The organism is Vibrio sp. S9_S30 (assembly GCF_014694455.1).
Taxonomy (GTDB): Bacteria; Pseudomonadota; Gammaproteobacteria; order Enterobacterales; family Vibrionaceae; genus Vibrio.
On sequence record NZ_JAAUWT010000006.1, the window covers coordinates 14,603 to 40,913 of the forward strand.

Annotated in this window: 17 protein-coding genes and 1 CRISPR repeat array; all 17 genes read left to right on the plus strand. The window is 47.8% G+C overall.

All coding sequences use genetic code 11. The features are described 5' to 3' along the window. Window positions 1–773 precede the first annotated feature (773 nt). The 17 genes from tssB to HC752_RS08710 all read left to right on the plus strand — a co-directional run bounded on the left by tssB (window position 774) and on the right by HC752_RS08710 (window position 25,365). A complete protein-coding gene (gene tssB, locus HC752_RS08635; RefSeq protein WP_190334743.1) occupies window positions 774–1,295 on the plus strand; it encodes a type VI secretion system contractile sheath small subunit in 522 nt (173 codons plus the stop codon). Between the two features lie 35 nt (window positions 1,296–1,330). Beyond that, window positions 1,331–2,809, plus strand: a complete 1,479-nt coding sequence (gene tssC / locus HC752_RS08640; RefSeq protein WP_190334744.1) for a type VI secretion system contractile sheath large subunit — start codon at window positions 1,331–1,333, stop codon at window positions 2,807–2,809. Continuing rightward, on the plus strand, window positions 2,809–3,249 hold the full coding sequence (gene tssE / locus HC752_RS08645) for a type VI secretion system baseplate subunit TssE (RefSeq protein ID WP_190334745.1): 441 nt from the start codon (window positions 2,809–2,811) through the stop codon (window positions 3,247–3,249). The genes tssC and tssE overlap by 1 nt, the downstream gene beginning before the upstream one ends. Beyond that, entirely contained in the window at window positions 3,249–5,012 is a 1,764-nt protein-coding gene (gene tssF / locus HC752_RS08650) for a type VI secretion system baseplate subunit TssF (protein ID WP_190334746.1), read from the plus strand. Before tssE ends, tssF begins: the two co-directional genes overlap by 1 nt. A 32-nt stretch (window positions 5,013–5,044) precedes the next feature. Continuing rightward, on the plus strand, window positions 5,045–6,058 hold the full coding sequence (gene tssG / locus HC752_RS08655; RefSeq protein WP_190334953.1) for a type VI secretion system baseplate subunit TssG: 1,014 nt from the start codon (window positions 5,045–5,047) through the stop codon (window positions 6,056–6,058). 80 nt (window positions 6,059–6,138) lie between these two features. Then, window positions 6,139–7,740 (plus strand): type VI secretion system-associated FHA domain protein TagH, encoded by a 1,602-nt coding sequence (gene tagH / locus HC752_RS08660; protein WP_190334747.1) that lies wholly within the window; start codon window positions 6,139–6,141, stop codon window positions 7,738–7,740. Between the two features lie 11 nt (window positions 7,741–7,751). Continuing rightward, window positions 7,752–8,213 (plus strand): type VI secretion system lipoprotein TssJ, encoded by a 462-nt coding sequence (tssJ, locus tag HC752_RS08665; protein WP_194717325.1) that lies wholly within the window; start codon window positions 7,752–7,754, stop codon window positions 8,211–8,213. A 2-nt stretch (window positions 8,214–8,215) separates the two neighbouring features. Next, window positions 8,216–9,550: a type VI secretion system baseplate subunit TssK gene (tssK, locus tag HC752_RS08670; protein ID WP_190334749.1), complete on the plus strand. Its 1,335-nt coding sequence runs from the start codon at window positions 8,216–8,218 to the stop codon at window positions 9,548–9,550. 2 nt (window positions 9,551–9,552) lie between these two features. Next, complete coding sequence (gene icmH, locus HC752_RS08675) at window positions 9,553–10,332, plus strand: type IVB secretion system protein IcmH/DotU (RefSeq protein ID WP_190334750.1); 780 nt, start codon at window positions 9,553–9,555, stop codon at window positions 10,330–10,332. Window positions 10,333–10,399: 67 nt separating this feature from the next. Beyond that, the gene (gene tssH, locus HC752_RS08680; protein WP_190334751.1) at window positions 10,400–12,997 is read left to right on the plus strand and encodes a type VI secretion system ATPase TssH; all 2,598 of its coding nucleotides are present in this window, start codon (window positions 10,400–10,402) and stop codon (window positions 12,995–12,997) included. A 1-nt stretch (window position 12,998) separates the two neighbouring features. Next, window positions 12,999–14,549, plus strand: a complete 1,551-nt coding sequence (locus HC752_RS08685) for a sigma-54 interaction domain-containing protein (protein ID WP_190334752.1) — start codon at window positions 12,999–13,001, stop codon at window positions 14,547–14,549. Between the two features lie 59 nt (window positions 14,550–14,608). Next, on the plus strand, window positions 14,609–15,238 hold the full coding sequence (vasI, locus tag HC752_RS08690; protein WP_190334753.1) for a type VI secretion system-associated protein VasI: 630 nt from the start codon (window positions 14,609–14,611) through the stop codon (window positions 15,236–15,238). A 2-nt stretch (window positions 15,239–15,240) separates the two neighbouring features. Beyond that, on the plus strand, window positions 15,241–16,695 hold the full coding sequence (gene tssA, locus HC752_RS08695; RefSeq protein WP_446751433.1) for a type VI secretion system protein TssA: 1,455 nt from the start codon (window positions 15,241–15,243) through the stop codon (window positions 16,693–16,695). A gap of 15 nt (window positions 16,696–16,710) precedes the next feature. Next, window positions 16,711–20,256, plus strand: a complete 3,546-nt coding sequence (tssM, locus tag HC752_RS08700; RefSeq protein ID WP_190334754.1) for a type VI secretion system membrane subunit TssM — start codon at window positions 16,711–16,713, stop codon at window positions 20,254–20,256. A 202-nt stretch (window positions 20,257–20,458) separates the two neighbouring features. Then, window positions 20,459–21,769 (plus strand): type VI secretion system ImpA family N-terminal domain-containing protein, encoded by a 1,311-nt coding sequence (locus HC752_RS08705; protein ID WP_190334755.1) that lies wholly within the window; start codon window positions 20,459–20,461, stop codon window positions 21,767–21,769. Next, window positions 21,766–22,767: a hypothetical protein gene (locus HC752_RS25415; protein WP_446751429.1), complete on the plus strand. Its 1,002-nt coding sequence runs from the start codon at window positions 21,766–21,768 to the stop codon at window positions 22,765–22,767. Before HC752_RS08705 ends, HC752_RS25415 begins: the two co-directional genes overlap by 4 nt. A gap of 53 nt (window positions 22,768–22,820) precedes the next feature. After that, window positions 22,821–23,150: direct repeats of the CRISPR family, unit length 30 nt; unit sequence AATTTCTAAGCTGCCTGTGCGGCAGTGAAC. Between the two features lie 655 nt (window positions 23,151–23,805). Further along, window positions 23,806–25,365 (plus strand): EAL domain-containing protein, encoded by a 1,560-nt coding sequence (locus tag HC752_RS08710; protein WP_190334756.1) that lies wholly within the window; start codon window positions 23,806–23,808, stop codon window positions 25,363–25,365. Window positions 25,366–26,311 lie beyond the last annotated feature (946 nt).

Here is a 26,311-nt window from a genome sequence, read left to right on the forward strand (position 1 = left end):
CAGTGCATGAGAATAAAAATATTGAGTGTTTCATATTAAACTAAGGCGAATTGATGTGGTGGTTAGTTGCTGATATTAAATGAAATTTACTGGCATTTATTGCAGTGACATTCAGCGATTAGGTTTGATGATTAATGATTATATTTTAACCACTTAGGGTGATCGGTGTCTTTTAAATGAGAAATTTGTCATCTTGTTTTTGTGATGATAGTAACAGTTTTACTTTATCCTGATATAGTAGGTTAAATAAGTAAATTGAAGATTAATCACAGAGAATTAAAAAGTACTAAAAAGTACTGATTGATATTAAAAATATAAAAAGCATTCTTGAAAATGAGATTTCAATTACATTTTTCACTTTGGCTAGTGAATTTCTAGACTAACAATTTAAAAATTGATTCTATTAGGCTTTTAATGGTGTATACAGATATACCGTACATAATTATGTATGTGTTCTATCTTTCCTTTCTTATACGTCATCCCGTCAATCTTGACTCTCCTAATTAGAACATCACAAAGAAGAATTTAATGATTTTTGCTCTGATTGTCAGAGCAAAATGGTGTTTGTTTATTGCTATTTTGCCTGTTTGTGAACTGAAGTACTTTGGAAATGAAAAAGCAGTGGTCAATTCCAATTTTTGAGCAAGAGCTGGTGTGCCATTTTTATGTGCAGCGTCAGGTTGGCTCAACAATGTGCTGGTTCGCAGATAAGCGTTTGCTCGTAATAAATTCAACATTAAACAGCAGTTGGGACAGACGAAGGAGACCGTAATATGTCCAAAGAAGGCAGTGTTGCCCCGAAAGAAAGAATCAATATCAAGTACATTCCTGCGACGGGCGACGCTCAGGCGGAAGTGGAATTGCCATTGAAGACATTGGTGATAGGTGACTTTAAAGGGCACAGTGAAGACACCCCTTTAGAGGAACGTAAACCCGTCAGCATCAACAAAAACAATTTCGAATCCGTTATGAAAGAGAGCAAGTTAACGCTTTCTACCTCGGTTTCAAGCAAGTTGGTGGATGAAGACGACGCAGATTTACCCGTCGAATTATCATTTGAGTCTCTTGCCGATTTCTCGCCAGACTCCATCGTTAAGCAAGTTCCTGAGCTAAACAAACTGATCGAATTGCGTGAAGCACTGCTGGCTCTTAAAGGTCCGCTTGGTAACGTGCCTGCATTCCGTTCTCGTTTACAAGAGCTTCTTGCTTCTGATGATTCACGAGAGAAGTTGTTGGCAGAACTTGATCTTGTGGCCGCTGATGAGAAAGAAACGTCTGATCAGGGAAATGAATAACCAGCGTGAAAAACAGGAACGAAAGGATAATTCCGATGACAACAAATGAAGTCGCTGTAGAAAGAACGATTGAGCAGCAGCAAGGCAATTTACTTGATGAAATCATGGCGCAAACGCGCATTGCACCGAACGAAGAAGCCTACGACATTGCGAAAAAAGGCGTAGCAGCGTTTATCGAGAACCTCGTTGGTTCAAACCGCACAGAAGAACCAGTCAACAAAGCGCTGGTGGACCAAATGTTGGTTGAACTCGATAAAAAAATTGGCGCCCAAGTGGATGAAATTCTTCATGATGAGGCTTTCCAAAACCTAGAATCTTCATGGCGTGGTCTGAAATTAATGGTAGACCGCACCGATTTTAATGAAAACAACAAAATCGATTTACTGCACGTCACGAAAGCAGAGCTTCTGGAGGATTTTGAATTCGCACCTGAAGCCACGCAATCTGGCCTGTACAAGCACGTGTACTCTTCAGGTTATGGTCAGTTCGGTGGTGAGCCAACAGGCGTCATCATTGGTAACTATTCATTCACGCCATCCACACCCGACATGAAGCTACTTCAATATATGGGTTCGTTGGGTGCCATGGCGCACGCGCCGTTTGTTTCAAGTGTGGGACCGGAATTCTTCGGCATCGACTCGTTTGAAGAGTTACCAAACTTGAAAGATCTTAAGTCGACTTTTGAAGGACCTAAGTACACCAAATGGCGTTCGCTTCGTGAATCGGAAGACGCTCGTTACCTCGGTCTTACAGCGCCACGTTTCTTACTTCGTGTGCCTTACGATCCAACAGAGAACCCGATTAAGTCTTTCTCTTACGAAGAAAATGTCAGCAACTCACATGAAAGCTACCTATGGGGTAACACGGCGTTTGCTTTTGCGACGCGCCTAACCGATAGCTTCGCGAAATACCGTTGGTGTCCGAACATCATTGGTCCGCAAAGCGGTGGTGCAGTTGAAGACTTGCCGGTTCACGTCTACGAATCCATGGGTGCTCTGCAATCTAAGATCCCAACCGAAGTTCTGGTCACAGACCGTAAAGAGTTCGAATTGGCGGAAGAAGGTTTTATCGCGCTAACGATGCGTAAAGGCAGTGACAACGCGGCATTCTTCTCCGCGAACTCTATCCAGAAGCCGAAGATCTTCCCGAACACCAAAGAAGGCAAAGAAGCCGAAACCAACTACAAGTTGGGGACTCAGCTGCCTTACATGATGATCATCAACCGCCTCGCGCACTACATCAAAGTGCTACAGCGCGAGCAAATTGGTGCTTGGAAAGAGCGCCAAGATCTAGAGCGTGAGCTGAATGGTTGGATCAAGCAATACGTTGCGGATCAGGAAAATCCACCAGCAGACGTGCGCAGCCGTCGCCCACTTCGTGCCGCCGCTATCGAAGTGCATGATGTGGAAGGCGAACCAGGCTGGTATCAGGTGTCGCTGTCGGTTCGTCCTCACTTCAAGTACATGGGTGCGAACTTTGAGCTGTCTCTAGTAGGTCGTCTGGATCAAGCCTAATGGGATACATCGCCCCAGAAGAAAGTGTTTATGGTGTCAGCCTCTTTGAGCGTTTAGAGGTTGACGCTAAACCCATGTCACTTTCGAAAGGACCCGATTCCGCTGAGGTGCTTCGTTCCATTAAACGGAATGTGTCTAACATTCTGAACACCAGAATCGGAGAGTCATTAAGCTCTCCGAATCTGGGCTTAGTGGATTTTAACGATGCCACCATGGCCATGCTGGACCTTTCCATTCGAGTAAAGCTGTCGATCAAACGCTGCTTAGAAGAATTTGAGCCAAGGCTGAAAGAAGTTGATGTTACCGTGATCCAAGACGAGGCAGAGCCGCTGAATTTGCGATTTAGCGTGGCAGCAACCATCGACACATCCGCCGTTCATGAAAGAGTAAAAATCAATTTACTCCTTGATAATAATAGAAAATACCGAGTAGTAAGCTAGTGGCACAAGACAAATATTTCAGAGATGAGCTGGCGTTTTTAAAAGACCAAGGAAAACAATTTACTGAGATTCACCCTCAACTTTCTCGCTTTTTGAATGGGCGGAACACCGATCCGGATGTCGAACGCCTACTCGAAGGTTTTGCGTTTCTAACTGGCAAGCTGAGAGAGAAAGTTGAAGATGAATTTCCCGAGTTAACGCACTCCATCATCAACATGCTTTGGCCGAACTACCTTCGTCCCATTCCGAGCCTAAGCATCTTAAAGTTCAGCCCGAAAGGGAATTTCAGTACACGTCAAATCATCAAAAAAGCCACCACGGTGGACTCCATTCCCGTATTGGAGACGGCGTGCCAATTTCGCACCTGCCGAGATGTGGAGATTTACCCATTAGTGTGCGATCGCGTGTCTGCTGTACACACCAAAGACGCCAGCAGAGTCGCACTGGACATGTCGATGATCAATAAAGACGATTCGGTTAAATCCATCGAGCTGGATTCATTGCGTTTTTATTTGGGTGGCGACACTTATAGTGCACAAAATCTCTATTTGTGGCTTGGGCATTACCTCGATTCCATCGAAGTGGAGTACGCAGGTGGCAGTGTTAAGGTGCCAACAGACGTGTTCGATGTGGTCGGGTTTGATAACGATGGATTACTGCCATACCCAAAAAATGTTTATCAGGGGTATCGCATCTTTCAAGAATATCTGGCGTTTCCAGAGTCGTTTCACTTCTTCGATCTCAAGCACATTGGACGCTACATTCCCGATCATGTGACTGGCAAATTTACGGTTCGTTTTAACTTCACCCAAACGTTGCCCGGCAGCACGCAAGTCAGCAATGACAGCTTTACGCTGTACGCCACGCCCATTGTGAACCTGTTTAAACACGATGCCGATCCGATCGATTTAACGGGCAAACGCCCTGAATATCGAATGGCACCGTCTAGCCGTTATCCAAGGCATTATGAAATTTTCAGTGTCGACCATGTTGAAGGTTGGCAAGAAACCTCCGACGGACGAATCCGCGGGCAGCGCCGTATTTACACCCCATTTGAAAGTTTTCAGCACGAGATCGAATTGGCACGTCAACGTCTCGCACTGTATTACCGCGTCCGAGTCAAAGACAGCATTCGCAAAGACGGCTTTGATCACTTCATTTCATTTGTACGTGGGGATGAAACCACGGGCTTCTTGCAGGATGAAGCGGTCACTTTGGAGCTAACGTGTACCAACCGCCAGTTACCCGCCGAGTTAGGGGTGGGCGACATATGCATCAGTACCGACACGTCGCCGCCGTTTGCCGATTTCGAAAACATGACGATCCCTACGCAAACCTTACGTCCGGTATTGGACGGCAGTTTGCTGTGGACACTGATCTCAAACTTGTCTCTCAACTACTTATCGTTGCTTGATAAAAAGGCGTTGTGCTCGGTGCTTCGTGCCTACGATTTTCGTTCGTTGGTGGATCAACAGGCCGCACGCATTTCGCGTCAGCGCATGGAAGGCATTGTATCGATCAAGTCGGAACCGCTCGATAAGTTGATCAAAGGCATGCCCGTTCGGGGTTTGCTGTCAACCATCACCATGGATCCTAATGCGTTCGGATCGGAAGGCGATTTGTACTTGTTTGGCACGGTCTTGAGCCAGTTTTTTGCCTTGTACGCCAGCATCAACTCATTCCATGAATTGGTGGTGGTGAATGCAGAAAGCCGAGAAGAGTACCGCTGGGGTAATCAGCATGGAATGCAGCCACTGATATGAGTTCGACAATGGTTGAGTCAATTCGGGATGAGATGACAGACATTAATGAAGCAACAGACATGGATTTAGCAAGCGCGGATATCGCAAGCGTCGATCTAGCAGGCATTGATGTGAAAAGTTTCAATTTCTACCAATTGGTGGAGTTGTTACTGCAACTGAGTGACCACGACCCAGAAGAAGAAGATTGGGAAAGGCAATGCCAATTTGTATTCAAGTCGAATCCGAGCTTGGGTTTTTCGACGTCAGACGTATCTGGGTTGGATCGAAAACACGACGACCGATTGGAACTGGAAACCACGTTTTTAGGATTAACCGGAGCGCAATCCCCGTTGCCTGGTTACTTGCTAGAGCAAGTACTGACCGAGGGAGAATTTGGTTTAAGAGGCGCGTTTCTCGACTTCTTTAATAACCGATTGATCACGCTGGTGTATCGCATTTGGCGAAAGTACCGCTACTACATTCGATTCCAAGAAGGCGCGAGCGACGATTTTTCTGCGCAGTTGTTTGCGTTGGTTGGGCTGGCGGATCCAGACATGCGCGGCGAAACGCCCATCAACTGGTGCAAGATGCTGTCTTACGCCGGAATGCTGGCGGGGCGCAGCCGTTCACCTCAGGTGGTCTCGGGCATCATTGCCCACTGTTTCGATATCGAAGATGTTGATATTCGCCAGTGGGTACAAAGGAAAGTGGATATACGCCGTAGCCAGCAAATGCAGTTGGGGATGGCAAACATGAGTTTGGGTGACAACACCGTCATCGGCGAACGCGTAACAGAGTGTAATGGCAAATTCACCTTGGTATTGAAAGGGTTGAGCCAAGAAAGGTTCAGAGACTTTCTGCCGACAGGTAAAGAGTACCAGCCGCTGTGCAAAGTGGTGGAATTCGTTCTGCGAGAGCAAATGGCGTACGACCTAGAGCTGCAACTTGAAGAGGGCGCTGTCTCCGCCATGGTATTAGACAGCAAGGTCGACATGCCTTTGGGGTGGTCGACGTTCTTGGGTGAAGGCAACACCAAACAGAGTGTCACGATTCAGGTCAGGCAGTAGTCCGGTTAAACAGAGCAGTCCGGTTAAACAGAGCAGTCAGGTTAGACAACTGCGTAGGTTAAGCATTAGAGGCATAGGAAGTGGAACAAAATAAACGTCTGAATTTGATGGTATCCAACACCAAAGAATTGGAACCAGGGCTCACACCATCCTGTGAATTTACAGAAGAGGGTGGCGTGATCGGTTCTAGCCCGAGTGCGTTCTGGGTGCTGCAAGATCAAAGACGAGATGTGCAAGGCAGCCATTGTGAGATCTTGGTGTACGACAACCATTTCTGCGTAAAAGACCTCAGTGGCAAAACCTATGTGAATGGGGCAACCATGCCCGTTGGCGTAGGGAAAATGGCGCAAATCACCACCAAAGATTCCTTAAAAATTGGGGTTTATGAACTGATGGTGGTCAGCGGAAATGACCGCGCGAGCATCGCGTCGCACAACCAATCTCTAGAGCAATTGTTCACTGAAGATGCCGCTCTAGTAAAAGGCGACCCAGATTCCGAAGAAAGCCTATCCGTGCCAGAAGAAATTACTTACGTCGACCCGCTCGATGTGCTCGACGGTGGAGACACCGCCGCGAAAAGCGAACGGTTGTATGCCGATGAAGAAGAAAAACTGTCGGACGATCAAATTGAAGCGAATCGGCTGCTGGCGGATGAAGAGCCAGAAAGCCGTGAAAAACCGACCCTTCAAGCGGACAGCGAATATGAAATTTCGTCCGCAATAAAGCTGAAAAAGCGCAGCCGATTTAACCCGTTTTCGTTTTTTTCGAAATCAGAACCAGAATCTGCATCATCAAAACCGGCATCGGCTAAGTCAATGCCAGAGGCAGAAAAATCAGTACCCGACGCTTCACGATCCGAGCCTGTCACGGTGACGGATCCTACGAAAGCGCCAACCCAATCTCAGCAGGTTGAGCAATCTCAGCCTTCAACTCACACCTATGATCAGCTCTCAACAAAAGAGACTGATGCACAAAACGCGTTCAGAACAGAGGGCTACAAGATGGACGATAAAACCCTAGATTTATTAGAAGAAGAAATCGCCCAAAATGAACAATTTAAAGCGGACATGCCGCTTGGCGATGAACACAACCACCTATTGTCTGGTCCACTATTTCGTGGGTTAGGTGTGTCGGTGACCCCTTCACACCAGTCTGGTGATGTGCAAATGACGTCGGAAGAAATGGGCGCTGCACTGCAAGCCGCAGTAAGAGGGTTGCTGGACTTACACCAACACGTGGACAACAGCCGCTACGGGGTGATCAATAAAAACCTACAACCGATTGAAGACAACCCACTTCGTTTAGGGTTGTCGTATGAAGACACGGTGAAAACCTTGTTCAACACCAGTCCCGGGGCGGTGCATTTGTCTGCGCCTTCCGCCATTTCTGAAAGTTTGAAAAATCAGAAAGATCATAACGATGTGGTGCAAATGGCCACCACGTTGGCGCTCGGGCAAATTGTGCGCGCCTTCTCACCTGAAGTGTTGATGAAGCGTTTCGAAAATTACCGCCGTTCCTACCAAACGCCAGAACAAAACACCGATGCGTGGGCGTGGGAAATGTACCGAAGCTACTACAAAGAGCTGACTTCCGATCGTCAGCAAGGTTTTGAGAAGCTGTTTTGGGAAGTGTTCGATCAAGCGTATGACCGCTTACTTCGTGAGAAACAGATGGAGTCGTGATCGTGAGACAAATGCTGTCCATAGTGTTGGGCGTTTTACTGTTAGCAGGGTGCAGCTCTAGCGAAGATGTCAAAGAGCAGCCGTCGGTCGTGTCGTTCAGCATGGTGGCGGATGAAGGGGTGAACCCCAATGTGTTTGGTGAGGCGTCCCCTGTTGAAATTCAGGTCTTTGAGCTGGTGGACGACTCCATGTTCATGTCCGCGGATTTTGATCAGATCAATGAAGACCACAAAAAGGTATTAAAAAGCAACTATATACGAGTTTACGACTACGTATTGACGCCGGGTCAATTCAAATACGTCGATGACGTCGTGGTGGACAACAACACCCGCTACATCGGCGTGTTAGCAAAGTTTGCCGAGCCAGAACTGAGCGAATGGAAAAAAGCAGTAAAGATCATCAATTTAGGTCGGAAGTACCATTTGCTGATGCTGTTTAAAGATTACGACATTAAGTTAGATAAGGTTGAGTGAGTATGTATTCACGGAATAGAGTCGTTTGGAGCGAAGGATTATTCATTAAGCCACAGCATTTCCAGCAACAACAACGTTATATGGAGTATGCGTTAGATGAGCGCATTTCGTCTTCCAGCCAATACCTGTTTGGGGTATCAGAGCTGTCGCTGAATCCGGAATATTTAAGCTTTGGCCGTATTGCCATTGAACGTGCGGTTGGCGTCATGCCGGATGGCACCGTTTTTCGCATTCCGCAAGAAGATCTCATGCCCGAAGCACTGGAAATCAGTGACGATTCTCTCGCTAACCAGATCGTGTATCTCGCGCTTCCACTTCGCAGTGACTCTTTAGCCGAAATCAGTTTCCCAGATTCGCAGGGGACAGGGCGATACACCGCTCGCAAACAAGAAGTGCGCGATGTGCATACACCACAAGGGGACAGCACGGTATTGGATGTGTCGCCTGTCCAACCTCGCTTAATGCTCGAAAAACAAGATCGCAGCGCGTTTGCTTCTATCGCCATTGCGCGGATTCTTGAAAAGAGACCCGATGGCAGCGTGATGCTGGATGCGGATTTCGTCCCTTGTCATTTCAACGTAGTGGGCGTGCCGCATTTGCATCGATTCATCAGTGAAATGTCGGGCTTAATGCGTGAACGTGCAAAAAACATCGCCCAGCGGATTGGTTCGCCAAGCCAAGGCGGCGTGGCCGATGTGTCCGACTTTATGCTGTTGCAATCACTGAACCGATTGCAGCCACAACTTCAGCATTTGTCGTCATTAAGAAGCCTGCACCCAGAGCGTTTATACGAATCGCTCAGTGCCATCTGTGGTGAGTTGGCGACCTTCACCGACGAAAGCCGCATGCCGCCACAATTTACGGTGTATCAACATGAAATGCCGACGGAATCGTTTCAATCTTTAATGCTCAAGCTACGCCAATCTCTCAGCATTGTGCTGGAGCCAAGAGCGGTGTCGATTCAGTTGCAAAAACGCCGCTACGGGCTGATGGTTGCCCCAATCCAAGATCAAAGCTTGCTGGAATCGGCCGACTTCATTTTGGCCGTACGAGCACGCATGCCGCTGGAAGATTTACGCCGCCTGTTTGTGCAGCAAACCAAAGTTGCCTCAGTGGAAAAAATTCGCGAACTGATTTCATTGCAGCTACCGGGCGTCCCCGTCAGCCCATTGCCCGTGGCACCAAGGCAGTTGCCTTACCACGCGGGTTACACCTACTACCAATTGGACAAAACCAGCGAAGCGTGGCGCATGCTGCAAAACGCCAGTGGGTTTGCTTTCCATGTTGCCGGTGAATTTGATGAGCTGGATCTGCAGTTCTGGGCCATTAGGAGTTAATCATGATCGTCACTGAAGAATTCAACAAAGACCGCTACGACGAACTGCTGTTTGATGAAGTTAAAAGCATCGATGCGGATCAGGATTACTGGTTCAAGCTGCGTGGTGACAACCAAAACAAAATGATCGATGCGGCCACCCCATTGCTGGGTTTGTCACTTCGTATCCGCTCTTTAGCGCAATGTGAAAACATCGAAACCATCTACAAACAAGCGCAAGAAGAAATCAAAGCCATCGAAATGGAATTGGTTCAAGCGGACATAGAACACGCCATGATCATGGCGTACCGCTATGTGTTGTGCGCCGTTTTGGATGAAGCCGTCATGAGCACGCCATGGGGTGCCGACAGCTCGTGGGCAGAGCATTCCCTGCTGACGCGGTTTCACAACGAAACTTGGGGTGGGGAAAAGGTCTTCACCATATTGAATCGCTTATTAGGCGATCCGCCAAGGTATCGCGTCTTGCTGGAGTTCATTTACCTCTGCTTGATGCTGGGCTTTGAAGGCAAATACAAAGTCGTGGAAGGCGGAAAAGAAGAACGCGAGCGTGTGGCGATCAAGTTGTACGAAACGTTATCAAGGCTGGATGACAAAGAGCCAGAAGAGCTCACCAGTGCCACAGACCATGTGGTGGCTACCAAATACCGTTTAAGCCGTCAAATGCCGATCTGGCTGATTTTTGCAGGCTTTGCTGGGTTGTGGGCGGTGGTGTTTTTTGTCTATCGCTACTTGCTGAACAGTAAGTCACTCGATGTGCTGAACCAGCTAAATCAGATTTTATAAAACAAATTCGATAACCCAAAGATATCAATAGATTTCATTTTTAATTTTTAACGTCAAAGGTTGCGCCGTGATTCGAATCGAACTTCCTACATTAATCAGCAAACTGAACGAACAGAGTAAATTAGCCCTCGAACAAGCCGCTTCACTGTGTTTGGAACACCAACACTCTGAAGTCACGCTAGAGCATTATCTGCATGTGTTGTTGGACAACCCACTGAGCGACGTGCGCGAAATTTTGCGCAGCAGCGACACCGATCACCATGAAATTCAGGACATGGTACACGGCGCTTTCCCACGAGAAACCGGCCACGATACCTACCCTGTGTTTTCACCACTTTTGATTGAATTGTTGCAAGACTCGTGGCTATTGGCATCCACCGAGATGAACCTTGATCACCTCCGTTCTGGCGTGATCTTCTTAACCGCCATCATGCGCCCCGATCGCTACTTACCCGTAACCTTATCCATGCGATTCGATCGCCTAAACCGCGAAACCATTCGTCGTGAATTCTTCACCATTCTTAAAGATTCGTCCGAGACGCCAGTAGAAGCGTCTGGGAAACAGGCGAAAGCGCCAGCATCGAATGACGGCAACCGAGCGCTAGACAAATACTGCGCTAACGTTACGGCGCAAGCGCGCAAGCAAGAACTGGATCCGGTACTGTGCCGCGATGAAGAGATCAATTTGATGATCGACATACTGTGTCGTCGCCGCAAAAACAACCCCATTGTCGTGGGTGATGCGGGCGTCGGTAAAAGTGCGGTCGTTGAAGGGTTAGCCCTTCGCATCATTGATGGAAAAGTACCCGATAAGCTGAAAAACATCGAGCTGATGAGTTTGGATCTGGGCCTGCTGCAAGCTGGCGCGGCCGTAAAAGGGGAATTCGAAAAACGCCTGAAATCCATCATTGATGAAGTGAAGTCGTCGCCTATGCCGATCATCTTGTTCATCGACGAAGCGCACACCTTGATCGGCGCAGGGAATCAGGAAGGGGGCGGTGACGCTGCCAACCTATTAAAGCCGGCTTTGGCAAGGGGCGAATTGTGCGCCGTAGCGGCTACAACGTGGAAAGAATACAAAAAATACTTCGAGAAAGATCCAGCGCTGAGCCGCCGCTTCCAATTGGTGAAGCTGGACGAGCCTTCTGCGGATCAAACCGTCGATATTCTTCGCGGATTGTGCGAAGTGTACGAAAAAAACCATCAGGTACTGATTTCAGACAGCGCACTGAAAGCGGCGTCGCACTTGTCGGCAAGGTACGTTTCCGGTCGCCAACTGCCGGACAAAGCCATTGATGTATTGGACACCGCGTGTGCGCGTATTTCCATTAACCTCAGTACGCCGCCAGCCAGAATGTCTGAACTTGAAACGCTTCAACATCAATATGCGTTAGAGCGCAAAATGCTGGAACGCCAACTTCAGATCGGGCAAAACATCGATGAAGAGCGCCTTGCCACACTCATTGCCAAAGACGAAGAATGCCAAGCAGAATTCCACGAAACCGAGCGCGCATGGGTAAAACAGCGAGATTTGATCAACCACATGATCGAGCTTCGCACCAAGCTGCTTTCTGATGAATTAACACCAGAAGCGCTGGAAGACACCAAACAATCGCTTGAAGTGATGTATGAAGAACTTGAGCAAATACCGTTCAATGATCGCCTTATTCACCCAGAGGTCGACGAGCAGCAAGTGGCTGAAGTCATTGCCGACTGGACAGGTGTGCCGATCGATCAAATGAACACCGATGAGCTAACGAAGCTCACTCACCTGCCGGACATTCTTGGAAAAGCCATTAAAGGTCAGGACGTGGCGATTCAACGCATTCACAAACACTTGTTAACAGCACGCGCCGACTTAAGAAGACCCGGCAGACCCAAAGGCGCGTTCCTACTCGTCGGGCCAAGTGGTGTGGGTAAAACCGAAACCGTGGTGCAACTGGCTGAAGAGTTGTATGGCGGCAAGCGCTTCCTCACCACCATTAACATGTCGGAATACCAAGAGAAGCACACCGTTTCTCGTTTGATTGGCTCCCCTCCCGGTTACGTCGGTTTTGGTGAGGGCGGCGTGCTGACAGAAGCCATTCGTAAGATGCCTTACTCGGTGGTGTTGTTGGATGAAGTTGAAAAGGCACACCCAGAAGTGCTGAACCTGTTCTACCAAGCGTTCGACAAAGGCGAATTGGCGGATGGGGAAGGGCGCTTGATTGACTGCCAGAACATCGTGTTCTTCCTAACGTCTAACCTAGGATTCCAAACCATTGTCGATTACGCCGACCGTGCCGATGAGATGGACGACGCGCTGTACCCAGAACTCGCCGCGTTCTTCAAGCCTGCGTTGCTGGCGCGGATGGAAGTGGTGCCTTACTTGCCGCTGGGTGAAGAGGTGATGGACAAAATCGTGCGTGGCAAATTGGCTCGCCTTGAAACCGTTCTTACCGAGCGCTATAAAGCGACGGTGGACATTGAGCCTAGCGTTATCGACGAAATCTTGTCTCGTACCACTCGTTCGGAAAATGGCGCACGCATGCTTGAAGCCATCATCGAAGGGCAAATGCTGCCTCCGATTTCACTCGCATTGCTGGAAAAACTCGCCAATCAAGAACCCGTAACGCACATCAGCATGTGTGCGCAAGATGGCGAATTCATCGGTAGGGTGGAATAGCATGACGGATTGGCTTAACGTTTCCGACAAGCTGGTCAATGCCAGAGAAGCCTCCGGTCTGGTGCAGGTTTTGCTCGACACGTTAGAGCAAGACTTGCAGGTCGACAAAAGCTTCTTTATTGCCGTCACGCCCGACGGTCGCCAATTGGTGACTTTAAATCGCGTGCCGGATCTTTGTTGGAACGTCACCGATTTTGAATGCCCATTTGCGCACGTATTGCAAAACGGTGGACAAAAAATCATTAATCACGAGCACCTTGTGTATTGGCAAGGCGATCGCAATTTCATCTCGTTGGTTGAAGGTTGCCGAGCGGAGCAAAAAATTGTCGTGACGCCTTTGCTGAATCATCACGGCGGTTTAGTCGCGTTGTCGGTGAACTTGGTTCACGTTGACCGTTGGAAAAACGCCCTAGGGCAATCCCATTACAACCGCTTTTTGGCGTTATTTACCTGTCATTGGGAGAGGCTGAGTGAATTAAACGAAGCCTCCGTCTCGAAGAGCAACCTGAAAGAGTCACTGTCTTACGTTGAAAAAACGCAAACCATTCTAAAGCAATCGGACGCGATCAAGCACAAGCTGGTGGGTGACAGCACGGCCATGAAAAAGCTGCGCGAGCAAATTGCCACGGCATCACAATCCGATATGACGGTGCTGATACAAGGTGAAACGGGAGCAGGTAAGGAAGTGGTGGCGTCTGCCATACACGATCTTTCTTCTCGTCGTGATAAGCCGCTGGTGGCGATCAACTGTGCCGCCATCCCCGAAAACTTGTTAGAAAGCGAACTGTTTGGCTACACCAAAGGGGCGTTTTCTGGTGCCACCACCAACAAACCGGGTTTGATCGCGCAAGCGGATGGCGGAACGTTGTTTCTTGATGAAATCGGCGATATGCCCCCCCTTCTTCAAGCCAAATTATTGCGCGTGCTTGAAACCCGAACTTTCCGCCCATTGGGTGCAGAAAAAGAGCAAAGCTCAGATTTTCGTTTGGTGGCAGCAACCCACGTGGAGCTGCGTCAGAAAATGGAAGAGAAAAGCTTCCGACAAGACTTGTACTACCGTTTGTACCAATTCCCACTGTACGTCCCAAGCCTCAAAGAGCGCATGGACGACGTTGAAATGCTGGCGAAACATTTTATCGGTCAATTTAACCAAACCCATGGTACTCGCGTTCGCGGCCTGCATTTCAAAGCGTTGGATATGCTCATGCAATACTCCTTTCCGGGCAACGTCCGAGAGCTGCGTCACTTGATTGAATTTGGTTGCGCGCACCTTCACAACGGCCATGAATTGATGGCGGATGCACTGGGGCGCTATATACAAGATGCCCCAGGAATGGTCGCCAATGAAGACAACGTGGACGACATGCCAGACGAAGAGCAAACGTTGCTTTCCATTTCGGATTTGCGTTCGGCAGTGAAAAGCTACGAATCCAAAATCATTGCACTGCGCTTGCGTCAGTTCAAAGGCGACCGATCACGTGCGGCGGAGAGCTTGGGTATACCTAAGCGTACCTTGGCCGACAAATGTTCCAAACTGGAGATCACTATCTGATGGTTAAACGCACACTCACGATGCCCCGTCTTTTGCTTAGTTGTATAGGTAGCCTAGCTTTGTCAGGTAACGTGTTGGCACAGGAAGTGACCGAGACGTCACTGTTGAAGCAAGCCCAATCTTGCCGTGCCATTTCATCCAAAGTGGACCGTTTAGCGTGTTTCGATGGGTTGTTCGGCACGCCGATTGCCGAGGCCTCTGCCACGAAAGCCTTGGTGCGTCCAGAACCTTGGCAACGCGCCGTCAAAAGTGAAGCGCGTCGAGCGGACATCCAGAACGGTGCAGAGCCGCAGTGGATCCGTAACGAAACCATTGATGGCAATGGCGACAAAGCGCTGTGGTTTACCTTGAGCTCTACGCCCAGAACCGACAGCACAGAAGATCCGGTGATCCTCATGGCGAGCTGCATTAAAAAGATCTCGCGTTTGGAGATCATTTTCCCCGATCAGCAAGAAGGGGCGCGTGCCGATGTCTCTTTGGGATCGGCGCGTCAACGTTGGACGTTTGATGAGCAAGGCATGGTGCTGCGATCGGGGCGCGGTTTGGCGGCCATCAGCATTTTGAAGCCATTGGTTAACCAAAAACAAATCCATGTTCGTTCGAACGCCAAGCGCATTGACGGTTTGGTGTTTGAAACCACGAATTCAAAAGAGAGCTTTGCCGAGTTAAGGGAGCTTTGCCGATGGTAGCGATGGACACGCAACGCACCGACATTATGGACGATAATTTTGTGCAAGATAAAGCAATCCGAGCCAAGATCAGTGCGCCGATTTCTGAAGAGAGCCCAGTAGGGGAGCGAATCATCGACGATCCGGTGTTCGATTTTGTCGAAAGCCAAATGATGAAAGTCGGTTCTTTGTCTCATGGCGACGTGCGCTGGGAAGAAGTGGAAACGGGCATTCTGTCTTTGATGGAAAATAAGACGAAGGATCTGAAACTGTTGACGCATTTACTCCAATGCTTCCATCACAGTAACTCAGTTTCGCGTTTTAACCTTTCCATTCAAGTCACCGTGGATTTTATGGCGACGTACTGGGAAACGTGTTTTCCCGCGCCCGGTGCACGAGGATTGTTGCCGAGAAGAAAGTTCTTTAGCCAGATTTTGCAGCGATTTGATGCGGCACTCGATAAGCTGGTGAAAGGCTCGATTCCGGTTACAGAGGCGCAAAGCGAATCCATCGCGAAAGCCAAAATTGCGTGGAGCCACACGGCGCAATCTTTGTCGCTGGACGATGAGAATTTTATGGCGTTCATTCGTAAGTTAGAACGCTGGCTGGAATCCAATAAGCTGCAAGATCTGCCGTCATCATCGAGCCAGTCTGCACAACAAGACACGGCGACCGAGGCGGGTTCGTCGACGTCGCCTCGCGCCGTTTCCATCGACACGGGAAGCGACAAAGCCACCAAAGAATCGCTGCAAAAAGTGGCGGATTTTCTGACGGAATTTGAATACGGCCATGCGCTGAGTATTCGCGTTCGTCGCTTTGCGGTTTGGTCGACCATCAGTACGCCACCGGATGCCAACCACAAAGGGGAAACGCAACTTCGCCCTATGGTAGGTGAACGCGTGAACGATTACTTAGAACAACTGCAACGTAACCCCGATTTGGCGTTATGGCGCAAGGTAGAACAAAGCCTCACCATCGCACCTTATTGGTTTGATGGTCAGTACTTAAGCGCCCAGATCGCGCTCAAACTTGGGCAACCGACGTGGGCCGCCGCCATATTAGAAGAGTCACAGCACTTTCTTGCGCGCATTCCGGAACTCGCCACCATGAGTTTTAAAGGGGGTGTGCCGTTTATTAATGACGACACCAAAAGCTGGTTGCGTTCGAATGAGCGGGTTCAGTCCTCTTCATCCGTGAACAGCTGGGATGAGAAACGTGAAGAAGCGTTTGTGATGGCAAAAGAAGCGGGGTTGTCTGTTGCAATGGCAATGTTAAACGAGGGTTTGGCATCAGCAAAAGAACCAAGAGACATTTTCTACTGGCGGCTGCTAACCGCCGATTTATTAGCAAACAACGGGCTAGAAGCGATGGCGCATCAGCACTATCAATCCCTTTACCAAACGGTCATCAAATCCAAAGTGGAAGACTGGGAACCGTCGCTCATCAATCAATTACAACAATTCGTCGTAACGGAATAATACAAGGTAAGAAACATGGGGAAGTTTATCAGCGGCTTGCTTAAAAAAATGGGTCAGAGCTTCAAGTCGGCCATACCGATTTTGATGGTCGCATTGTGTGTGTTGATCATCGTCGCCATTTGGTGGGCGGGTCCCATGTTGGAATATCAGGAAACTCGACCACTCTCGACCGTTATGTCGCGCGTGATCGCCAGTGTGATCTTCTCACTGATCTGCGTGGCGTTTTGGGGTTTGTACCAATGGAAAGCACTGAATCGCTTTAAAGCGGGCATTAAACGCGACGAACAGTTGAAAGCCGATCCGATTCTTCAGTACGAAGAAAGGCAAGAGGTTGAGCTGAACCAAATCATGATCAACATGAAGGAGAACCTCAATAAGCGCAATTATTTGTATGCGCTGCCTTGGTATTTGGTGATCGGTTTGGAAAACGCCGGTAAAACCAGTCTGATCAACCGATCTGGTCAGAATTTTGTGTTCTCTACCGTGATGCGTGCCTCAGGCAGAAAGAGCGAAAACCCATACAGTTTTGACTGGTGGATTGGTGAAGAATCCGTTCTTATCGACCCCGATGGTGAGCTGCTTACTCAGGGTTACAATAATGAAGACAACGATGGTCAAATGGAGCGCCGTTTATGGATGCACTTCATTGAATGGTTAGAGCGCACTCGCAGCCGTCGCCCGCTAAACGGCGTGGTGATCGCCATTGATGTGGCCCAGTTAGCCTCGGGCACGACGTCGAGCCGCAAAGCCTACGCAAGTTTGCTGCGCACGCGTCTTAGAGAGCTAATGGAAACCCTATCGACCCGTATGCCAGTGTACGTTACGTTGACCAAAATGGACTTGTTACACGGCTTCGAACCATTCTTCCGCCACTACCCGAAAAGCAAGCGCGACGAAGTGATGGGCTTTACCTTCTCACTGGATTCGGTCGACAACTTGGATAAATGGCTGCACGAGTTCAGTGAAGATTACAGCCGCTTTGTTGAGCGCATTAAGGATTCGCTGCCGTTGTCGTTGCTTGAAACGATGGACAACGCAGAGCGTCGCAGCATTTATGGCTTTACTCGCCAAATTTCGGGTTTGAAAGACGTCTTGCACGAATTCTTGCAAGACGCGTTGGGGAGCGATCAGTTTTCAACCTCGGCGCTGGTTCGGGGGGTGTACTTTACCTCGGTGTTCCAACAAGGGGTGCCTTCGAATGCGTTTGATGATGCGGCGTCTCGTCGCTATGGGTTAACCCATGCCATTAACCGAGCGCAGGACGCCAAAAATTCCACCGTTTACTTTACGCAAAAGCTATTCAACCGAATTGTGTACCCCGAGGCGGGCTTGGCATCGGATAACTTCCGAGTCGCGAAGCAAAAGCGCAGAATTGTGCTGCTTTCTTGCGTGGTATGTTTGATCGCAACCTTCATGTTGTTTGGGAGCTGGCACGGTTACTACATCAAAAACGTCAATCAAGCCGATGCGGTTTTGGCTAAGGTGAATGAGTTTAGAAGTAAGTACCCAGAAGATCTGTCTCAACTGAATCAAAAAGAGATCTTGGAGCCGTTGGATACCATTCGTCAGGCGACGTTGGAATTTGGTTTCTTCCGCGAAAAACCGGAATACATTTCCGATATGGGGTTGTACCAAGGACACATGATTGGCCCTAAGGTGGAACAAACGTATCTGGCGTTATTAGAAAACCGTTACCTGCCTTCGTTGATGAAAGACATTGCGTTAGAGCTTTCCAATGCCGAAAACGAAGAGCGCCAGCTCGAAGTATTGCGTGTATTCCGAATGATGATCGACAAAAGCGGTCGGTATAAAGAATTCGTGATGGATTACTTTTCTAAGAACTGGCAAAAGCAATTTGTGGGCAATCGCGTTACGCAAGAACGTTTGCTCGAACACCTAGATTACGCCATGAACCACACCGACTTGGCGACCCAGTACAAGGAAGGTAACCAAACGGCGATTGCCTCGGTTCGCCCCTATGAAGGGATGATCGCCAAAGCGCAACGCGACTTGAGCGCCATGTCTATCGAACAACGTGTTTACCGTAACCTGAAATCCAATTCGTCCACTTATCTCGGTGCGCCAATCAACCTGCGCAATCAGGTCGGCCCCGTGTTTGATGTGGTGTTTGAAGAGCGCGTGATCGACAGCGAAAACCTGATGATCCCGCGTATGTTGTCCAAGCAAGGCTTCGACAGCTATTTCATCGAGCAATCGGACTCCGTGTCGGAGCTCGCCCTCATCGACAGCTGGGTATTGGGGCAAACGCAAGTGGCGGAATTCAGCGCGGCAGACAAAATCGCCCTGAAAAACAAAATTCGTTCTCAGTACGTCGTTGACTACACCAATACTTGGCGTAACGCGTTGAACGAAGTGGATGTGAAGTACTTTGTTGATATCAATAACGCTGTATTGGTGTTGGATAATTTAACAGGCAGCACGCAACCTTTCACGCGCTTGCTTCAAACGTTGGAGGACAACACCCGCTTGTTTAGCGAGTTACCAGAAAATGCAGACGCCAAAGAAGAGTTGCTGAAGTCGCCGAAATACAAAGTGGCGTCCATGATTCATGCGCCGTTCTCCGAGTTGAATGCCATGCTGCACACGCAAGGCGCGCAACCCGCGTATTTTGATGAAGTGCAAACGGCCATTGTGCAACTCTTGAATTACTTGAAAGCCATACAAGACGCGCCAGATGTTGGCCGCGCCGCGTTGGATGCCACCAAAGCGCGTATCAGCCTGAGTAATGCGGATCCCATCTATACCTTAAAACGCATTGCGTCGGGCTTGCCTAGCCCACTGGACAACATGGTGACCAAAATTGCCGATGAAAGTTGGTATGTGGTGAAACAAGAGGCCATCAAACACCTAGAGATTCGCTGGCAGCGCGATGTGTACTCGGTATTCCAAGAGAAGTTTGCCGCTCGTTATCCGTTTGATCAAGGCTCGCTTAAAGACGTGGCGTTAGAAGATTTCGAAGAGTTTTTCTCACCCGACGGTACGCTTGACAGCTTCTACAACGAGCAGCTGAAAATGTTCATTGAAGAAGGCATTTCGATTTCGGAAGACTCCGCGCAGCAATCTCTGATTCGCCCAGAAGTGTTGGATCAGTTAAAGCAAGCGAAGAAGATCCAACGCGCGTTCTTTAACCGCAAAGGCATTTTGGATGTCGCGTTCTCATTGGAGCCAGTGCGCTTAACCTCGAACAAGCGCCGTGCGGTGATCAACATCGATGGACAGTACGTGGAGTACAGTCACGGCCCAAGACAAACCGTGGAATTGGTTTGGCCAAATACGCTCCGAGGAAGCTCGGTATCGAAAGTGACCTTAGTACCGACCAAAAGCAATTTGTCGCCACGAAGCATAGAGAAAAAAGGGCCATGGGCGTTGTTCCGTTTGCTGGATAAGAGCGAAGTGGTGGGGGGAAGCCTGACCAGTGTGGATTACAAGTTCGCCATCGACCGAGGCGATGTGTCTTATCGCTTGTATTCCGAAGCATCGGTTAACCCGTTCAAAGAGCGGTTGTTTGATTCGTTCCGATTATCTGGAACCTTGTACTAGGGGGGAACGGTAACCCCTAGAATGTTTCATTGTATGTGGCGCCGCCGTTTGCGCCACGAGCAATTTGCTTTGTTAATAATTTGCTTCGTCAATAATTTGCTCCGTTAACAATTTGCTTCGTTAACAATTTGCTCCGTTAACAATATGTTCCATCAACAATTTGCGACACCAATAAGTTTCGCAAAAAATAAAAGGTATTCTGGTGTCAAACAGAATTTATATCGATCATGGAATTTTCACCATACTGAGCGATCAACCGTCGCTCAGGGACTCCGAACGCTATCAGAAAATTCGCAATGAAATTAATGGTCGAATGGGGTTTCTTTCTGGTTCGACTCAATGGGAATCGGTGTTTAATGAATGCGTAAAGCTGGGCACAGAGATGGGAATGGACTTTCTGCTGACCAGCTATTTCTCGGTTGCTAGCTTTAAAGTGGAAGGGATAAAAGGGTTTGCCTCTGGCCTTGAACTGATGCTTACCGCGTATGTGGAAGACAATGAGCACAAGGCGTTATCCAGCCGCCACAAGCAAGAAATTATCCAGTGGATGACCAGTAAGGTCACGTCGGATTTAAAACTGATCAAACCGAATAAAGATCAGATCCGCGATTTGTATCGCTGCGAACGTGCATTGCAAGACCTTCACGAGCTGTGTGAGCGTTTTCAGCCTGAAGAGTTACCTAAGTTCGAAAGTATTGCGTTCTCCATTTTCGAGCACATTGATCGCATTGAAACGGTAACAAGGCCGAACGCGCCAGTCTCGGATTTGCCTATCGATCACTCCCGCAAAACAAGCCGAAATATTTGGATGTTTATGTTTGTTTTAGCTTGGGCCCTGAGCCTTGGTGCCGCGTATTACTATTCCATCGAGCGGTTAAAAGTGTGTCATGCCACAGAGAGCATGAAAAATACGGTGTCTGCTCCGACCGAAGAATTGCTGTCGAAGATGACGGAAGAATCGGTCGCCGAACTGCCGTTGGATGAACAATACATTATTCGCTCGGCGCTTGTTGGTGCCATGAGCAAAGACTTGGAAATTACGGTGTATCAGCAGTACGTCAATGTCGTTATGCTGGTAGAAAAAGCGAAAGAGCTGTTTCCAAATAGCGTTGAGGTGAAAGACGCAATAGAACGAGTCGAAGCCCAAAGCCAATCCTACAAAGAGGAGCTGGAGCGAGATTTGGAGCGTTTTTACACCGCAAGAACGTTGGCCGCGAATTTAGTGAATGGCTCTAAACGGGCGAAGAACAAAGAAAGCGCCGAAAGGTTAGAACAATACATTTTAAGCCTTTCCCCGATATACAGCCGTAATGCGTATATTCAGGAGCAAATCGATAAACAGAACTACGAACTCGCGAAGGAAGAGCTGGTGGTATTACAAGAGCGTGTGGCACGCATTGTTTGGCAGTTGTCCTCGTACCAGAACGCACTTTCTGGTAGGGCACAGTATCCTGCGGTATCGGGTAAAAATGTTGACGTCGCGCGGCAAGAAGAGACGGTGGTAGGGCAATGAAAAGGGGGATCCGCATATTGTGTGGGATGCTGCTTGGGGTTTCCCTAAATAGCGCTGCCATTAATGAGATAGAGGATATTTCACCGCAAGACGCGTTTGATAAAGGCAACACGTTAAGATTGCAATACCACAACGAGCAAGCATTACAGTATTTAAAATTCGCGGCAGACGGCGGACACTCTATGGCCGCGTTGCTTTACGCCGATGAGCTGGCAACCCTACCGTATGCGGCGCGCCGTGAAGAAGACATTGTTGAGTATACCCTTCGCTCGGCCGACAGTGGCAACGTATGGGCGATGCAGCGGTTGGCGTTAACCCCTCGTGCGGGTGGCGAGCAGCAGCGCATTAAGTGGCAAACCCGCTACCTAACCGCGTTAGAAAAAGCGGCGGAAGAGGGGAATAACAAAGCCATGCTGACGCTTTTTTATCGATATAGAGAAGACCAATATAAGCAGGCAAAGTACTGGCTTGGCAAAGCACTGGAACAAGGCTATTTGCCCGCCCAATACGCTGAAATTGAGTTGCTAGAACTGGGCTTTGAAGAGTGGTTTGTGTTACCGGGCAATCGGATGCTGGAAGTGAAAAAACGGTATGCGCAGCTTGCCCAATTGGGGTATCTCCCTGCCATAAAAAAGACGATTCAGTTATTGATTGATACCGACAAAACCCATGAAGCGGTCAGTTGGATGGAAAGCGCCGTAGAACAAGGCGATGCCACATCGCTCGTGTTACTTGCTAAGGCTTACGCCGGTCGCTACCCAAAAACCAGAGTAGAAGCCGATTTGGTGAAGTCTTACAGCTACTACCAAAATTACTTGGATGCGATAGGGTCTGACAAGTTAAGCGGAACGCGCAAACGAATTGAAAAAGAAGAATTAGCCGTGAAGGAGACACTCACGGATGAGCAAATCGCCGCCGCCGACTTGCTGCATCAGGCATACCGCGCTTCCCATACGGTCAAACAATTCGAATCGCCGTGGAAATACACGATGGAGTGATGGCTGCCTGTGCGGCAGTGAACGCTATTTTTCAATTCTGCCCGTTGGTATTTCATTTCTAAGCTGCCTGTGCGGCAGTGAACTCAGCACATCTTGGCACAACTACCCAATTGCATTTCTAAGCTGCCTGTGCGGCAGTGAACAAGAGGAAAGAGATATGAAGGTGGGTGAAAAATTTCTAAGCTGCCTGTGCGGCAGTGAACCATCCAATTTACACAGCGCCGATTGCGGTTAATTTCTAAGCTGCCTGTGCGGCAGTGAACCTAAAGAGTATTCAGTTAAGGTTTACATTGAATTTCTAAGCTGCCTGTGCGGCAGTGAACTTGAGCGCACAAGGCAATCATTGATATCCCAATTTCTAAGCTGCCTGTGCGGCAGTGAACGGTGAATATTGCCGAAAAATGCCAGAAACAACAAGCACTAAAGTGCAAAAATCCAGTTTTGACCATATAAAAATGCGATCTATTTAACTGTTTGCTTTTAATGTTATTTTTTGTTTGGTTAAAAAATAGGGGGAGTTAACGGTGGCTCTTGTCTATCCCGCTTATATACGGTGTGATTGCGTTGCTGGGGAGATACTTTGCCCCTAATGGGGGCGGGCAGCCCAATGGAGCGAGGTACTAAAGATGAGAGGTAAACACTTCACCTGTGTGGCGGGCGATCCATTGCCGTTTTTCTAACGGCTATTTTAATACGGGCAAAATACCAATTAGGCTGAAAAGCGAGCCGTTATTGTTTTGTTCAATGTGTGATCTTGATCTTCAAATGCAGCGGAAATGTGATGATTTCGGCCGCGGGGAGAGGCGATCAAAAATGAGATTCCGACAAGTGCGTGTCAATGGTGAGAATGATGAACTGAGCTCATATCAATCCACAGATTTTGTTAACATACTAAACAATAAAGTATCACGGCTATGTTAAATATATAGGTGAATAGGTGAATAGGTGATTGGGTCAGTAGAGCCTAAGCCTATACCTATGATGTGATGGCAGATATGACTGCCTCATAAATGTTGAGCAACGGGCTAAGTTGGCAAAATGAAATCGAATTCAAGGGAGAAGCGCCTTGTCTTAAAAGCTTTCGCGATAGCATCTGCGATCTCTCTTTTAAGTTATTTTTCAATACAAGGTACAGTTAGTTACTATTTATGGTTGGAACAAAATGACGATGCAGACAATGTGCTCGAAACCATCGACAATGTTCACAGCGAGGTGATTGATGTTTTAACACGCCTCAATCGTCTCAATCTGCGTACGTGTTCTGAAGAACATAATCTATTGATGCGCAAGTTGCTGTTCACTTCTGATTACATCAAAGATATTGGCTATCTAGAAAAGCAGACATTGTTTTGCACTACTGGAAAAGGAAAATTATTACCCCCTTTTATTGGGGGAGCTGAGCCTTACCTTGAAACAAGAACGGGCTTTAAGTTTTGGCGACACGTTAAGCTGATTATTCTAGATAATAAGTACGATTCTTTGGTGATTCGAAAAGGCAATTACAATGTCGTGCTGGATGAAGGTGCACTGCACGAGTTGATTGAAGACTCATTCTTATGGGAACTGGTGTATCTACAAGATAACGAGTCAGTTCACTTTGATGGTTTGGAAGGGTTGTACGACAAGCCCTTGCCAAATGTTATCGATTTTTTAGAAGGGGGCAGCAGCAACGTTGTTAAACGCTGTGATAACGTGAGTCAGTTTTGTTTAGCACTTCAGCTTAACCCTAATGAAAAAACCGATAGCGATACCGTGGTGCTGAACGTGTTTACCATCGCCACCAGTCTATTAATTGGGTTGTTTGCTTACATGATTAGTTCTAAGTGGCTTCGATACCTTTTTTCTAACCTGTATCGCATTCGAAAAGCCATCAAACAAGACGGCTTTCACTGCGTTTATCAGCCTATTGTCGATCTTCATACCAACAAGGTGATTGGCGTGGAAATGCTGGCTCGCTTTATTGACCGTCAGGGCTGTATCTACCCCGCAGAGTTTATCCCGATCATTATTCAATCTGGGCAAACTTGGAAGTTTACTCAGAATATGATGAAGAAATCGATTTCTGAGCTTCATCATATCGAAGGGCTTTCGCCGGATTTCAAATTGAATGTGAACATCTTTTCAACCGATGTAAACCAGAAGTCGATTTTAGAGCTTACAACGCAGGAAGGTGAGTATCGTTTTAAGGGTGTTTTAGTGCTTGAAGTTACGGAAAGTGAGGAGCTAGAGGACAGTTCTGCGCTGCACAAGCTTCGTGTACTACGAGACAACGGTATGCAAATTGCCATTGACGATTTCGGAACAGGTTATTCCAACCTGCACCAGTTGCGTAAGATGAATGCGCATTGCCTAAAGATAGACCGAAGCTTCATTCAGGAAATGGAAGATGCTTCCATTCGTTCATCACTGATTGAGCATATTGTGGCAATAGCCAAACAGGAAAATTTGGTGTTGGTCGCTGAGGGGATTGAAAACACCATACAGCATCGGATTCTTAAAGAGATGGGTGTGGAATATGGTCAAGGCTGGGCATTTTCAAAAGAACTGCCATTAGCCGAATTGATTGAATATTTGAACATGGAAGCTTCTCAAACATGATTCAACAATTTTCACCTCAACTTCAACCTCAACCTCAACCTCAACTTTAACCTCAGCTTCAACTTTAACCTCAGCTTTGTCGTAGAAAGCTGAGGTCAGCTGCACTTTAAAAGCGCAATCGCTATTTTTGCGCGCAAGGCTAGCCATTCGAGCTTCTAACGGTGGTAGGTAAGCCATGACGTTTCTGCCGCCTATAACCCCCCCATAGGTGTATCACCATAGCATTCGCTTCGATCTGTGAGGTGGTTGCCGATTTCGCTTCCACCGCTATCGAACTTTGCTTCCCATCAATAACCTCTTCAAATTTAAGGCGACTTGCTTTCAGAGACGTTTCGGTATGTTCTACAGAAAATGGGCGCTTCAGTGTCCTATCCGTCGCTTTCTCCCCATGCTGATGACCTTCTCTTTTATTGGCGACATAGACAGTGTTTGGGTTATCTCGGTGTAATGGGTTATTTCATCGCCAGAAAGAATACATTGGGATGTGACGTTATTAAATAATTGCTGAGGATGGCCGTGTAATACAGTTGTCGATCTTTACGATATTCTGGGATGCTTTTCCAAAAATAGGTACGGATTGGCATCCGTGTATTTTATTGGGCTGTAAATATTACCGTCTTTCTGAATGTTTCTTCATTCATATGTTGTTTTATTTACTAAAGCTTGAGCCGTTATGAGTAAATACTGGGAAGCTAAATAGTGCGATTAATTCAGATGTTAATCACTTAATTCTCATCTTGTTTCCTTATTTAGTGGATGATCATCATATTTTTTATCTCTCATTTTTTTAAGAACAACAATAGAAGTCAATTGGAGATAGAGACGGAGTCTATATAGCCTTGATTCTATGCGGCTATCATTTGTCTGTTCTTGGTTCTATATTTCCATGTTTAATAAATGAAAATTGCGACGTAATATGCGGATTAATGTGATTAATATGTATGAT

Coding starts and splice junctions, on each gene's coding strand:
- tssB (WP_190334743.1), top strand. CDS start 774: ATGTCCAAAGAAGGCAGTGTTGCCCCGAAAGAAAGAATCAATATCAAG.
- tssE (WP_190334745.1), top strand. CDS start 2,809: ATGGGATACATCGCCCCAGAAGAAAGTGTTTATGGTGTCAGCCTCTTT.
- HC752_RS08685 (WP_190334752.1), top strand. CDS start 12,999: ATGACGGATTGGCTTAACGTTTCCGACAAGCTGGTCAATGCCAGAGAA.
- HC752_RS08710 (WP_190334756.1), top strand. CDS start 23,806: ATGAAATCGAATTCAAGGGAGAAGCGCCTTGTCTTAAAAGCTTTCGCG.
- tssG (WP_190334953.1), top strand. CDS start 5,045: ATGACAGACATTAATGAAGCAACAGACATGGATTTAGCAAGCGCGGAT.
- tssC (WP_190334744.1), top strand. CDS start 1,331: ATGACAACAAATGAAGTCGCTGTAGAAAGAACGATTGAGCAGCAGCAA.
- tssJ (WP_194717325.1), top strand. CDS start 7,752: ATGCTGTCCATAGTGTTGGGCGTTTTACTGTTAGCAGGGTGCAGCTCT.
- tssM (WP_190334754.1), top strand. CDS start 16,711: ATGGGGAAGTTTATCAGCGGCTTGCTTAAAAAAATGGGTCAGAGCTTC.
- tssA (WP_446751433.1), top strand. CDS start 15,241: ATGGACACGCAACGCACCGACATTATGGACGATAATTTTGTGCAAGAT.
- icmH (WP_190334750.1), top strand. CDS start 9,553: ATGATCGTCACTGAAGAATTCAACAAAGACCGCTACGACGAACTGCTG.
- HC752_RS25415 (WP_446751429.1), top strand. CDS start 21,766: ATGAAAAGGGGGATCCGCATATTGTGTGGGATGCTGCTTGGGGTTTCC.
- tssK (WP_190334749.1), top strand. CDS start 8,216: ATGTATTCACGGAATAGAGTCGTTTGGAGCGAAGGATTATTCATTAAG.